The sequence below is a fragment of the Streptomyces sp. NPDC045026 genome, from assembly GCF_056432625.1.
In genome coordinates, this window is record NZ_JBWKIS010000009.1 from 142118 (window position 1) to 154655 (window position 12538).

Here is a 12538-nt window from a genome sequence, read left to right on the forward strand (position 1 = left end):
TTGCCGTGTGAACAGTCGGACATGACCCACGCACCGCACGAACCCCGAACCCCGACGGCCGACGAAACCCGCGAAGAGCGCCCAGCCGCGCCCGAGGGGCCGCTCGGACGACTGGCTCAATCCGCGTGGCAGGTGGTGCTCCTCGCGGGACTGGCGGCCGTGATCCTGGGCGTACTGGTCCTGGTCTGGCCCGGGGCGTCCCTGTTCGCCGCCGGAGTGCTCTTCGGCGTGTATCTCCTGGTCGCCGGCGTCTTCCAGGTGGTGGCCGCGTTCGGCACCCATGTCACCACCGGGCTGCGCGTGATGGCCTTCATCAGCGGCGCGGTGTCGATCCTGCTCGGCCTGTTCTGCTTCCGCGGGGCGATGCAGTCGACCCTGCTGCTCGCGCTGTGGATCGGCATCGGCTGGCTGTTCCGCGGCATCACCCAGGCCGTCGCGGCCGCCTCCGACCAGGCGATGCCGGCGCGCGGCTGGCAGATCTTCCTCGGCGTCGTGAGCGCGCTGGCCGGTGTGGTCCTGATCGTCTCGCCGTTCGAGTCCGTCGCCGTACTCACCCTGGTGGGCGGCTGCTGGCTGATCGCCGTCGGCGTGGTGGAGATCGTCACGGCGTTCCAGCTGCGGAGCAGGGCGAAGCGGGTGCCGCAGGGGGTGTGAGGGGGCCTTCGAGGACGATGGGCCGGTACGTGAGCGCCGGGCGCCCGCATCGGGACGCCCGGCGCGGCAGCCGACCTGTCGGGGCTTCAAGAACGATGGCCCGGCGCGGCAGCCGACCGGTCGGTGACGGTCAGACCGCGACCGTCTCCTCCATCTCCTCCTCTGCCGCCTCCGCCGAGCTCTCGGTGGAGCTCTCCACGGAGCGTGCGGGAGCCTCCGGCACGCTGTGCGCGGCGTGCTGCCGGGGCTCGGCCGTGGCGGCGCCGCGCCGTCGCTCCGCGAGGGCGGCCAGCCCCATCACGGCCAGGCCGACGACGAGCCAGACGGCCAGCGTCCACACGTTCCTGGCCAGGTCGTGGCTGCCGAAGTAGAGCAGGCTGCGCGAGCCCTCGACGAATCCGGCGCCGTTCCAGAAGGCGTGCAGGGTGCCGAAGAAGCCGTTCTGCAGTTCGGGCCGGTAGAGGCCGCCGGAGCTGGTGAAGTTCAGCATCACGAACAGCACCATGAGCGCCAGCGTCGTCCACCGCTTCAGGAACGTGTGCAGACCCACGCCGATGAACAGGATGCCCGCCGAGTACAGCCAGGACATGGCCCACATGCCCCCGAGGCCGTGGTGGGCCAGATGGAAGACGGGCCCTGCGAGTGCCGCGCCGACGAGGCTGACCACACCGGACACGCCGACCACGAGCGCGGCCCGCGTCCGCATCGACAGGGCGGAGCCCGCCGCGCCGATCACGGCCACCGACGCGTACGAACCGATGCTCAGGGCCACCAGCAGGAAGAACAGGCCCTGCCCCGTCGGGTCGTCGGAGACGGTCGGGGTCACGTCGGTCACCTTGAGCGGCACGCCCCGCTGTGTGGCGACGGGCGTGAAGATCTTCTCGGCGGTGATCGCGCTCATGTCGGACCCGGCGGTCGCGACGATCAGCTCGGGGGACTTCGCGCTCAGTACGTACGCGCCGTCGATGTCACGGGACTGAAGCTGCTCCACGGCCGCCGAGCGGCTGTCGAGCGTACGGACGTCGAGCGCGTCGCCGGCCTTGTCCTTCACCGTCTGGGCGAAGACCTTCGCCTCGGGCCCCGCCCCGACGACCGCCACCGGCAGATGGTGCGGCTCGGGCGCCACGAAGGCCCCCATGTAGGCGAGCCCCATGCCCACGCACATCAGCAGTGGGGTGATGAGGTGCGTCAGGACGTGGCGCAGCGCCGGATTCCGCACGCCGTGCACGGCGCCCGAGTGCTCGGGGCGGTGTGCCTTGTGATCGGCGGGCATGGGCAGGACCTCCGGCTGTGTGAGTTGGCGTTTACAACCTTTCACGTTGTACTCTACAACTATCTCGCCGGGATGGGGTACGGGGGAGGGTGTGACGGTGGCCACCGCGGCCCCGCGGCGGCCGGCGCACGTGCCTTCAGCCCCGCTGGAGGTCGAGCTGGTACTCGTACGTCCGGTGCGTCGGCACGTATCCGAGTCCGTCGTTCACCGCGCGCATGTGCGTGTTGCTGTCGGCGGTGTCCGTGAGCAGGCCACCGAGCTCCGGGTGGCGGCTGCGGGCGCGGAGGATCGACTCGGCCTTCATCCAGCGCGCGAGGCCGTGACCTCGGTGTTCGGGCAGCACGCCTGTTCCGTAGTGTTCTCCGTCGCCCGTGCCGTCACCCGGGACGACGAGCTCGGTGAATCCCACGACGGTGCCGTCGGCGGCGTCGACCGCCGCCACCGTGTCGAGGTGTTCGCCACGCTGCTCGACCGCCTTGGCCACCGCGTGGACCCGGTCCACGTCCCACGCGACCGTCCCGTAGTCGGTGTCGTCCATGGGCATGTCGTCCATGGCGCGACGCGACGCGGCGAACGTCGCGGCCAGGTCGTCCGGAACCGTGCCTTCCCAGGAGACGAGGCGGTAGCCGGGGTGCGCCGCATGCTTCGTCCGAGTGAGGGCCGGGACATCCGCGCCCGCGAGCGGGAGCCGTGCGTAGGTCAGGTTCAGCACCCGGCGGAACCCTCGCGCGGCCAGGAACAGGTCGGCGGGTGAGCCGTCGTCGGCCGGCGCGGTGAGCGAGCGCCGCCCGTCGTCCTTCGCGCCCTTCACCACCGCGTCCAGGAGCAGGGTGCCGACGCCGCGACGGCGTTCCGCGGGATGCACCTGGAGGGACAACTGGGCCAGATGCCGCTGCCCGTCCCGGTCGATGAGCCGCAGGAACGCGGAGCCGACCGGATTCCCGTCGGCGTCGGACGCCAGCCAGGCGAGGCGGCGGACGTCCGGACCGCCGGACGGATCGGTCAGCGGTGTCAGGTGCAGCGACAAGAGGGCTCCTTGGTCAGGGAGTTGAGGACGCGGCTGAACCTAACCACGGGCGCACGCCCCCGCAAAGGGTTTGACCGCGCGGCCCCGGCAAAGGGATTGGCCGCGCTGGGGCCCCGGCACCGGAACCGTCCGCCCGTGCCCATTCCCTATTTCTGAAACGAGTTCTACTGTGTGCGCCGTCAGGACCGGGACCCGGTGTACCAGCGACCGCCAGGAGGGGCCGTGCACCTCGAATACACGCCCGAGCAACAGCAGTTGCGCGCGGAGCTGCGCGCCTACTTCGCGGAGCTGGTGCCCGACAACGCGTACGCCCGCTACGAGGACCCGGCCGCGCAGAAGCGGTTCTACCGGGAGACCGTGCGCAGGCTCGGCACCGACGGGTGGCTCGGCGTCGGGTGGCCGAAGGAGTACGGCGGGCGTGGCCTCACGCCCATGGAACAGTTCATCTTCTTCGACGAGGCCGCGCAGGCGGGAGTGCCCCTGCCGCTCATGGCGCTCAACACCGTCGGCCCCACGATCATGCAGTACGGCAGCGACGAGCAGAAGGCGTACTTCCTGCCGAGGATCCTCTCCGGAGAGCTCGACTTCGCCATCGGCTACAGCGAGCCCGACGCGGGCACCGACCTCGCCGCGCTGAAGACGCGGGCGGTGCGCGACGGAGACGAGGCCACCGGCCACTACACGGTGAACGGGCAGAAGATCTGGACGACCAACGGCGACACGGCCGACTGGGTGTGGCTCGCCGTGCGCACCGACCCGGACGCCCCGCCGCACAAGGGCATCACCATGCTCCTCGTGCCGACGTCGGACCCCGGCTACTCCTGCACCATCATCAACACCCTTGCCTCGCACGACACCACGGCCAGCTACTACGAGAACATCCGCGTTCCCGTCAGCCGGCGTGTCGGTGAGGAGAACAAGGGCTGGCGTCTCATCACGAACCAGCTCAACCACGAGCGCGTCACGCTCGCCGCCCACGGCACCATGGCCATCCGCGCCCTGCGCGACGTGCAGCGCTGGGCCATGGACACCAAACTGGCCGACGGGCGCCGCGTCATCGACCTCGGCTGGGTGCGGAAGCGTCTCGCCCAGACCCACACCCGGCTCGACGCGATGAAACTCCTCAACTGGCAGATGGTGAACGCCGTCCAGGAAGGCAGCCTCACCCCGCAGGACGCCTCCGCCGTGAAGGTGTACGGCTCCGAGGCGCGCCGCGAGGCGTACGCCTGGCTGATGGAGGTCGTCGCAGCAGCGGGAGCGCTCAAGGAGGGCTCCGCGGGCGCCGTTCTGCACGGCGAGCTCGAACGCGGCTACCGATCAGCCGTGATCTTCACCTTCGGCGGCGGGAACAACGAGATCCAACGCGAAATCATCTCCTGGATCGGCCTGGGAATGCCGCGCGTGCGCCGCTGAGGCTCGGCAACTGCAGGGACCTCGGCCACCGCAGGGACAGGGAGGGCGGGCGGTGCCGTGTTCCCGCCTGCCCCGCCGAGGCCGCAAGGGGCCGGCGCGACCGGCCTGGTCGTCACAGATCACCGTGACCCCGCCGGGCAGCGGATCGCGGGGCGCACTCGTCGACGAGCGAAGTGAATCCCGCGCGATCGACCTCCGCGCTCCAGGCTGTCTCTTCGAGACGCTGCCCATCGGACGGTCAGGTGCGGCCGACCGGGACGTAGGGCCGCTGGACGTCCTCCGGGTAGGCCGTGGACAGCACGGCCTACCCGTAGGCGATGGTGCCTGCCGCGACGAGGGCGTTGATGCTGGTCTCGAGGGTCTGCATGCCGTCACGGTGGCCGGTCGAGACCATGACGTGGTGGTGGTCGGCGAGGAAAACAAGTGCGGTCGAGGCGAAAAGTCGTCGTTCACGCTGAATGACACCTCCACACCGACGGAGCGCGGAGCGGACGCAATCCAGGTGGGCGCGAATCCCGCCGACCTCACGGTCGACGAGAAGGCCAATCGCCTGTACGTCGTGGCCAATCGCATGCCCGAACCATCCCGAGCCGACGGACAAGAAGCCGGTCCGCCGCGACTTCATGACCGACAAGGACGGCGCGCCGATCATCGAGCCGCTCAAGCCGTCGCCGACGTAGCAACAGTGGAAGCAGTCTGTGGCGGGGCAGAGCAGTGATCCTCAGGAGTCGGAGCAGTTCGCGGCCGCCGGCCGGTACGAGTTCGCTGCCGGTGGTGCCGTGGTGGTGCGGGCGCGGGTGACGGCCAGGGTGACGGGAGTGGCAGCGACAGGAGGAGAGTTCACGGGTGTAGCAGGTCAGTGCGGGGCTCCGGAGTCATCCAGCGGCTGTGGTCACAGGTTCGGCCACCGCAGGTACAGGGAGGGCGGGGCACGGCCCCGGGGCGTCAGCCCAGCTGACCGGTCGGCCGCATGGTGATGTGGTTGATGTCCACGCCCGCGGGCTGGTTGACGGCGAAGACGATCGTGTCCGCGATGTGCTCGGGAGTCATGGCCGGCGCCGCCTCGGGCGTGCCGCCGCGCTCGTCCCAGAACGGAGTGTCCACCACTCCGGGGGCGATGACGGTCACGCCGACCCCGTCCTTGCCGACCAGCAGCCGGGTGTTCTCGGCCAGCGCGTGTGCGGCCCACTTGGTGACCGAGTAGAGGTTGCCGGGCGTGTTGCGCACTCCGGCGACCGAACCGATGATCACGATCCGGCCCTTGGACTCCCTGAGGTGCGACAGGGTCTCCCGCACCAGCAGGGCAGGACCCAGGACGTTGGTGAGGACCATGGCGCGCATGTCCTCGGGAGCATGGCTCTCGAGGTTGCCCGGCAGTGAGAAACCGGCGTTGGCGACGACGTTGTCCAGCCGGCCCCACGCGTCCACCACGTGGCCGACGGCGGAGGCGACGTCGTGCTCGTCGCTGGTGTCGCCGGTGATCGTCAGCAGTCGCTCACCCGCTGCCGCCGAAGCGGCGAAGGCGGCCAGCTTCTTTGCGTCACGTCCGGTGACGGCTACGCGGTGACCCTGCTCGAGCAGAGCACGGGCGGTGGCGGCGCCGATTCCCGACGAGCCACCGGTGATCAGCGTGACGGGTTCCATGTGACGGACTCCTAGGTGATGTGGTCATCCGGCGCCCGTCAGGGTCCCGGATGTCGATGAACGCGAAGTGGCGCGTGAGGTCGGCCGAATTCGGCCGCCGCCCGTTCCCCGGAACGCCTGCACTGGAGGCACCGACCGTCGGCCCGAGCGTCAGGGAAACCGCAACGGTGCCTCACCGTAACTGGGCCGGGAGGACGGCTGCAGCCCCGCGTCACGGGTTCGCTGAGACATCCATGCCGCCCACAGCAGGATCATCGAGCCCCCCAGGACGGCGCCGACCACATCGGTGACGGTGGGCCCCCGGCCCGACGGGAACACCATGAGAACCAGAACGAGGACTGCGATCTTGATCCGGTTGTCCGCCAGTACGCGCCATGCGACCGTGGCCAGCGGCACCGCCCCCCACAGCAGGTACCAGCCCTGTACGGCGGGAGCACACACCACCAGGGCCAACAACCCGAGGGCCGCCGCGCGTTCGGCGCCGAGACGCGGAGCACGCGCCAGGAAGTACAAGGCCCCGCAGAGCCCGGCCAGGGTCCCGATCGCACGCATCACGGTCACCGGGTCCGGAGTGGTGACCCAGCCGGCTTCGGTCCCGATCCACCTCAGCAGCCGGCCGACGTCCGTGCTCACCGACATCGGTGTGTACGAGTGGGTCGGTGTGCGGAGCGTATCGAGCCAACCCCAGCCCAGCCCGGAAAGCGTCACCGTCAGCAACAGCGTCCCGACGGACACGAGCAGGATGGCCGCCGCACGGCCCAGGCGTCGCCACCGGCCCGTCTGCCCGGCAACTGCCACCAACGCGGCGCACCCCAGGGCCACTGCGGCAGGGGCCTTCACCAACGCGGCGCACGTCAGCGCGACAAGTCCCAGAATCCACCGTCCCGACCGGCATGCCACGAGACCGGCCATCATCAAGCCGATCATCAGCGCCTCGTTGTGCGCCCCGCCCACCAGGTGGGCCAGCACCAGCGGGTTGAGCGGAGCCGCCCACCAGGCTCCCGCGCCGTCGCCGCCGGACCGCGTGGCCAGCCGCCGCACCGACCAGGCCAGCAGGGCGAGTCCGGCGAGCGCGGCCACCCGATGGAGCACGACAGCGGCGACCACATGCTGCTCGCCGGTCACGAAGACCACGGCCCGACTCACCAACACGGACAGGGGCCCGTACGGAGCCGGAGCGTTCTGCCACACCTCCGGGACGTTCGCGGCGAGCGGCCCGCCGAGTGCCGAGGGTCCGACCTCGTAGACGTTCCAGGCGCGCCCGGCCAGAGCGCCCTGGGCCACGTAGCTGTAGATGTCCGTGCTGAACAGCGACGGCGCCGGAAGCAGGGGCAGCGCCCAGCCTCCCAAGGTGAGCCACTGCCGCCGCTTGCTCATCACCGCGCCGGCCCGCAGCAGCGTGCCCAACTGCCACCAGGACCACAGCAGCAGAGCGAGTCCCGCATACGCCGCCGTGGCACCGATCAGCGCGAGGGCGGGTCCCGGGGCTCCCCAGATGCCGTCCGGCACGCCGCGCGGCAGAGCGCCGGCGCCCCAGGCGCCTGATGAGAGCAGCACGGAACCCCACACGCCCCGCTGTGCCCAGACCCGAATGTCGCTATGCGCCTCTCTCATTCGGTCGAAGGTAGAGCGCTTTCCGGATCACCGCACCAAGCTCCGCCCCAATGGACGGAGAACGCAGGATGTCGCCTGTGTCCGAGGCCGGGACGATTCCACCTTCACAGCTTGGATCATGTGCCGCTGCCGAGTCCACAGGGTTGACCACCATCTGGACATACGGACGAGCGAATTCCGGCCGGTGCATACGATCCGACGGTACGTTCCCGCACCACACCGGAAGGCGCTCGTGAGCACGACCTCCCCCCAGTCCACCAGCACATCCCCGGTGACGGAGCCGGGCCCGGTGCTGATCCGCTCCGCGGCCGACGTCTCCGATCTGGTCAACTCGGGCACGGCCCGGGGCCGGCACGCCAAGATGATCGTGGTCATCGCGCTCGGCGGCATCTTCCTCGACGCCTACGACCTGAGCTCCCTGGCCTACGGCCTGCCCGACATCACGCGGCAGTTCGGCCTCAGCTCCACCATGGCCGGCACGGTCACCGCCTCGATCAGCGTCGGTTCGCTCCTCGGCGCCCTCGTCGGCGGCTGGCTGGTGGACCGGATCGGCCGCTACCGGGTCTTCATGGCCAACATGCTCTTCTTCGTCGCGACCGCGCTGGTGTGCGCGGTCGCGCAGGACGTGTGGACGCTGATCGCCGCACGCTTCGTGATGGGCATCGGCGTCGGCATGGACATCCCGGTCGCGATCGCGTTCCTCGCCGAGTTCTCCCGGCTGCGCGGCAAGGGCAGCAAGGGCTCACGCACGGCCGCCTGGTCACCCGCCTGGTACACCGCGACCAGCGGCTGCTACCTGGTGATCATGCTGCTGTACTTCCTCCTGCCGGACGCCCAGTTGGGCTGGCTGTGGCGGTTCACCGTCGGCTTCGGCGCGGTCCCCGCACTGCTCGTACTGCTGCTGCGCCGTCGCTACATGAACGAGTCGCCGACCTGGGCGGCCGACCAGGGCGATCTGGAAGGCGCGGCGAAGATCCTGCGGCAGTCGTACGGCGTGGACGCGCGCGTCGCCGACGACGCGACCGCAACCACCCGCCCGCCCCGGACCGGCATCGGCGCGTACGCACGGCTCTTCACCCCGCCGTACCGCACACGCACCTTCCAGTCGGTGGCGGTCGGTCTGGCGGAGACCTTCGGCTACAACGCGGTCGCGTTCGGACTGCCGGTCATCATCGCCACGCTGCTGACCCAGGGCCCGCTCACCACGATCGCGTCCTCCTTCGCCCTGAACCTCGTCTTCGCCCTGACCGGTGGGCTGCTCGGAATCCGCTGGGCGTCGACCCGCGGCGCCTGGCCGATGATGACGCTGGGCTTCGCGATCCAGTTCGTCGCGATCACGGTGCTCGGCCTCATCGGGGATCCGTCCGGGACGGCCTTCGTGACGGCGGGCATCCTGATGCTCGGCGCGTTCATGTTCGCCCAGGGCTTCGGCCCCGGCGCGCACATTATGAGCTACGCCTCGCTGGGCTTCCCGACGTCCATGCGCGGCGTCAGCATCGGCTTCAACCAGGCCGTGCTGCGCCTCGGCTCGACACTGACCCTGTTCTTCTTCCCCATCCTCAGCACCGGCCTCGGCACCCACGTCTACTGGGTCATCCTGGCCGCCCCCGTCCTGGGCCTGGCCGCACTGCTGGCGAAGCGCTGGGAGCCGATCGGCTTCGACGCGGACGCGGAGGAACGGACCCGGTCCGGGCTGACGGCATCCAAGGCCTGAGCGCTCGGGGCCCCGACCGGCAACCGCCGTTCGGGGCCCACCCGTTCAGGCGCGAGCGCCTAGGTCCCCCGTCAGGGACTGGAACCCCTCGTGCGTGGCATCCCACTATCCGGTCCCACCGCAGACCGCGGCGCAGGCGACCGGGCAAACTCCACGGCGACAAGGGATACGACTACGCCCACCGCTCAGGCCTCGAGCCGGTCACCTGACGGGCTCAGAGTCAACAGTGTTGTGGATCACGTCTGTTAGCTCCGGTTAAGGGCGAACCTCCCGTGTTGTGGATCTTGCCGTCGATCGCTGTTGCCCGTAGGAATGTCCCCGGCGCGACACACGATCCGTCCGGCCGCATGCCCAACTACCGGGTAGGCCGGGCCAGAAGGGCAACCCCTTTGTCTGGCATGCGCACAACAAGACGTCTCATCTCCAGGTTAGCCGCCGGTGTCGCCATGCTGATGCTGGCAACCGCTGGTGTGGCGACCGCGGCCACCGGCACCGCCACGCAGCCCGACCCCAACGCGGCCCCCTCCACGAGGCCCGCTGCCGGGCCCGAGGTGAAGTCCATTGCCGCGGCCGGTTCGCGTCCGGTGTCGGGAAAGAGCCCCACCGCCGCGCCGTCGAAGCGGAAGGACGCGGCCGGGTTCCAGCGAGTCATCTCGCAAAAGGTCCAGCTGAAGAACACTGTGACCGATGCGGACGGCGACAAGTCCACCCTCACGTTCGAGGTGTGGACGGCGGACGCGGCCGGTAAGCCGAAGACCAAGATCAAGCTGAACGACTCCGAGTTCGGCGTCATCGTCTCCCCGTACGTGGCGACAGGGACACTGGTCACGGTCGATGTCCCGGCGGGCAGGCTGTCCCTGAACACGAACTACGTGTTCCACACCAGCGCTTTCGACGGGTCCCTGTACGAAACGACGTGGTCGCCGTGGGCCCCGTTCCGTGTGGAAATGCCCGTCGACCTGACGTTGCCCACCCCGGACTACACCGCGCCCGACCCGTCGGCTCTGGACAACCCGCCCAGCCAGCTACAGACCAAGCCGCTGGGGGCCGGTGCGACACTGGCCGGGAAGACCAAGCCCGCGGTCGAGCAGTGCGGGCCCAAGGACGCCGAGGGGCGTCAGGCCTGCTTCGGCAAGCAACTGTCCAAGGCCGACGCCCCCAAGAAGGTGGCCGCCAAGATGCAGGCGGCAGCCGACGAGATCGCTGGGATCCCGTGGTGCAACACGGACTTCCCCAGCATCTTGTCGACCCGGTCCACTCAGTGCGACGTGCGGTCCGTCCCCGTGTACATCTCCATGGACGACGTCGTGCAGGCCACCGCGTACTTCATGTTCGTGCGCACCCTGCAACTCGACGGGGCCAACAGCTTCACCGAGCACCTGCTGATCGAGCCCGCGCAACAGATCCCATTCGACTTCGCCGAGATCGACATGAACCTTGGCAAGCATTTCTGTCAGGGGTCGTGCGACCCGATCCAGCCCGACGCGTCCGCGTGGAAGGGCAAGAACTGGTGGGTGCCCGGCGAGATGCACTCCGCGGAGATCTCCACCCCGTACACATGGGACGCGACGACCGCGGGTCAGACGTACCTGTACAAGCCTGATGTGCAGGTCGACGGAGCGATCATGCCGTCTGACGGGAAGATCCGCCCGTTCATGACCGGCTATCAGTGGTCGTTGGACTACCGCGGCGACACGGCCGAGCTGGACCAGATCCGATGCGACACCACCACGGCCGGGGCCGGCACGGGCTGCGTGTTCGTGAACTCCGCGCCGACGTTCGAGTTCAACTCGAAGGCTTTCCCGCAGGCGACCGCGCACGCGTGGCTGATCCAGACGTACAACCCGACTCACCCCGGATCCGAGGCCGAACGTAAGCCCCTGTACTACATGGGTGACGATGCGCAGAACGGGCGCAGCCGTGACCGGATCTGTCCGACCGGATGGGCCAAGGACCACGGCGACGCGTCGGCGCTGGTGGATGCGACCGATGAACTGAACTGCGACGAGTTCGCCTTTGCGTCCAGCTACAACAGTGGCGGCATGACGGCGACCGAGGGAGGCCTGAACCCGGCGCTGCTGCCAGGCAAGCCGACCCCGACCGGTGATGCGTGCCTGTCCACCTATGCGAAGAAGCTGGGTACGACGGTGCACCTGTTCAGTCTGGACGGCACCGACCCGACGTTCACCGAGGTGTGCGGCCGGTCGGCAATCAGCGGCATGCACAATCAGCAGTCGATGGGCGGGCACTTCGGCAAGTTCATGAAGGACATGCGGATCATGGACAAGGACGCCTATTGGCTGGACACCCGCATGACGCCGGGCATCACGTGCCTCAACGGCGGTAGCACCCCGGTCATCTGCAAGCTGACCCCCACCGCCTGACCCGCACGGCCGCACCATGGACCGGCCCCCACCCCGAGCCAGGGGTGGGGGCCGGTCCGCGTTGGGTCAGTGGACGGCGGGCAGCACCAGCCCCGGCAGGGTCCCGGCCGTGATGGCGGCCCGGTCGAGGACCAGTCCGCAGTAGTCGCCGACCGCAGCGAACACCGCCTGCGGCAGACGCTCCCGGTCCTGCTCGTACTGTGCGACGGCCGGTTCGTCCCCGGCGTCGGGGCGCGGCGGGACCACAGCCCCGGCCGCGTGCAGTGCAGCGTCCAGGTCCGAGGCGCACCCGGTGTCGGTGCCGAAGTCGGCCCGCCGTACCTGTCCGTCGCCGGGCGCGTGGATGATCCGGTTCGGGGGCGACCAACGGTTCAGCGTCAGGCACACGACCTCTTCGCCGGGGTAGGGGCGCATCGACTTGACGCCCTGCCAGCCCGTGGCCCATGTGGCCATGCCCCAGTCCTCCAGGACGTACGTCCATTCGCCGCACCTGCCGTACATCGCGGCATGCGCATCGGACGGTACAAGCCCACGGTCCTTGTACAGGGCCCCGCCGGCCAACTCGTCGAGGTCCGCGCCCAGCGCGATCAGGAACTCGTCCTTTTCGTCGAAGCCGCGGGCCACCGTGAGGGAGATCCTCCCGAGCATCCCGGCCCCAGGTGCTGCCGTGTCGGTAGTGCTGTGTGCGCCTATCCAGGCGATCCCGTCAGACATGCGGGCCAGGCTATCGGGCGCAGGATGCTGACCCGCGGCCTGCCCGCTGTGTCCCCGGGCCGGCCCGGGGCCGGTGTGTCGAAAGTGGATCTTGACGTCCG

At 69.6% G+C, this 12538-nt stretch carries 10 protein-coding genes and 1 pseudogene; 6 read left to right on the forward strand and 5 right to left on the reverse strand.

The features are described from left to right. The first annotated feature begins 21 nt into the window (after positions 1-21). Positions 22-654 (forward strand): HdeD family acid-resistance protein, encoded by a 633-nt coding sequence (locus AC07EJ_RS21245; protein ID WP_389482536.1) that lies wholly within the window; start codon positions 22-24, stop codon positions 652-654. 130 nt (positions 655-784) lie between these two features. Here AC07EJ_RS21245 and AC07EJ_RS21250 read toward each other — a convergent pair whose 3' ends face one another. Further along, entirely contained in the window at positions 785-1927 is a 1143-nt protein-coding gene (locus AC07EJ_RS21250; RefSeq protein ID WP_478884711.1) for a hypothetical protein, read from the reverse strand. A gap of 136 nt (positions 1928-2063) precedes the next feature. Continuing rightward, the gene (locus AC07EJ_RS21255; protein ID WP_478884712.1) at positions 2064-2954 is read right to left on the reverse strand and encodes a GNAT family N-acetyltransferase; all 891 of its coding nucleotides are present in this window, start codon (positions 2952-2954) and stop codon (positions 2064-2066) included. A 222-nt stretch (positions 2955-3176) separates the two neighbouring features. Here AC07EJ_RS21255 and AC07EJ_RS21260 point away from each other — a divergent pair, with 222 nt between their 5' ends. Further along, on the forward strand, positions 3177-4367 hold the full coding sequence (locus AC07EJ_RS21260; RefSeq protein ID WP_100597361.1) for an acyl-CoA dehydrogenase family protein: 1191 nt from the start codon (positions 3177-3179) through the stop codon (positions 4365-4367). A 400-nt stretch (positions 4368-4767) separates the two neighbouring features. Next, on the forward strand, positions 4768-5085 hold the full coding sequence (locus tag AC07EJ_RS21265; protein WP_389482528.1) for a hypothetical protein: 318 nt from the start codon (positions 4768-4770) through the stop codon (positions 5083-5085). 227 nt (positions 5086-5312) lie between these two features. Here AC07EJ_RS21265 and AC07EJ_RS21270 read toward each other — a convergent pair whose 3' ends face one another. Further along, the gene (locus tag AC07EJ_RS21270; protein WP_389482524.1) at positions 5313-6011 is read right to left on the reverse strand and encodes an SDR family oxidoreductase; all 699 of its coding nucleotides are present in this window, start codon (positions 6009-6011) and stop codon (positions 5313-5315) included. A 150-nt stretch (positions 6012-6161) separates the two neighbouring features. Beyond that, on the reverse strand, positions 6162-7625 hold the full coding sequence (gene mptB, locus AC07EJ_RS21275; RefSeq protein ID WP_389482521.1) for a polyprenol phosphomannose-dependent alpha 1,6 mannosyltransferase MptB: 1464 nt from the start codon (positions 7623-7625) through the stop codon (positions 6162-6164). Between the two features lie 232 nt (positions 7626-7857). Here mptB and AC07EJ_RS21280 point away from each other — a divergent pair, with 232 nt between their 5' ends. The 3 genes and pseudogenes from AC07EJ_RS21280 to AC07EJ_RS21290 all read left to right on the forward strand — a co-directional run bounded on the left by AC07EJ_RS21280 (position 7858) and on the right by AC07EJ_RS21290 (position 11723). Next, positions 7858-9339: an MFS transporter gene (locus AC07EJ_RS21280; protein WP_389482520.1), complete on the forward strand. Its 1482-nt coding sequence runs from the start codon at positions 7858-7860 to the stop codon at positions 9337-9339. A gap of 72 nt (positions 9340-9411) precedes the next feature. Next, positions 9412-9521, forward strand: a pseudogene (locus AC07EJ_RS21285) (IS5/IS1182 family transposase); the annotation flags it as partial. A gap of 216 nt (positions 9522-9737) precedes the next feature. Next, positions 9738-11723 carry a hypothetical protein gene (locus AC07EJ_RS21290; RefSeq protein ID WP_478884713.1) on the forward strand — a complete coding sequence of 662 codons (1986 nt, stop codon included), beginning with the start codon at positions 9738-9740 and terminating at the stop codon, positions 11721-11723. A gap of 66 nt (positions 11724-11789) precedes the next feature. Here the strand turns inward: AC07EJ_RS21290 and AC07EJ_RS21295 are convergent, their stop codons facing one another. Beyond that, positions 11790-12437 carry a hypothetical protein gene (locus AC07EJ_RS21295; RefSeq protein WP_478884714.1) on the reverse strand — a complete coding sequence of 216 codons (648 nt, stop codon included), beginning with the start codon at positions 12435-12437 and terminating at the stop codon, positions 11790-11792. Between the last annotated feature and the right edge of the window lie 101 nt (positions 12438-12538).

Excerpts from the sequence above, each read along its gene's own strand:
- AC07EJ_RS21245 (WP_389482536.1), top strand. The coding sequence starts at position 22 with ATGACCCACGCACCGCACGAACCCCGAACCCCGACGGCCGACGAAACC.
- AC07EJ_RS21290 (WP_478884713.1), top strand. The coding sequence starts at position 9,738 with ATGCGCACAACAAGACGTCTCATCTCCAGGTTAGCCGCCGGTGTCGCC.
- mptB (WP_389482521.1), bottom strand. The coding sequence starts at position 7,625 with ATGAGAGAGGCGCATAGCGACATTCGGGTCTGGGCACAGCGGGGCGTG.
- AC07EJ_RS21250 (WP_478884711.1), bottom strand. The coding sequence starts at position 1,927 with ATGCCCGCCGATCACAAGGCACACCGCCCCGAGCACTCGGGCGCCGTG.
- AC07EJ_RS21295 (WP_478884714.1), bottom strand. The coding sequence starts at position 12,437 with ATGTCTGACGGGATCGCCTGGATAGGCGCACACAGCACTACCGACACG.
- AC07EJ_RS21270 (WP_389482524.1), bottom strand. The coding sequence starts at position 6,011 with ATGGAACCCGTCACGCTGATCACCGGTGGCTCGTCGGGAATCGGCGCC.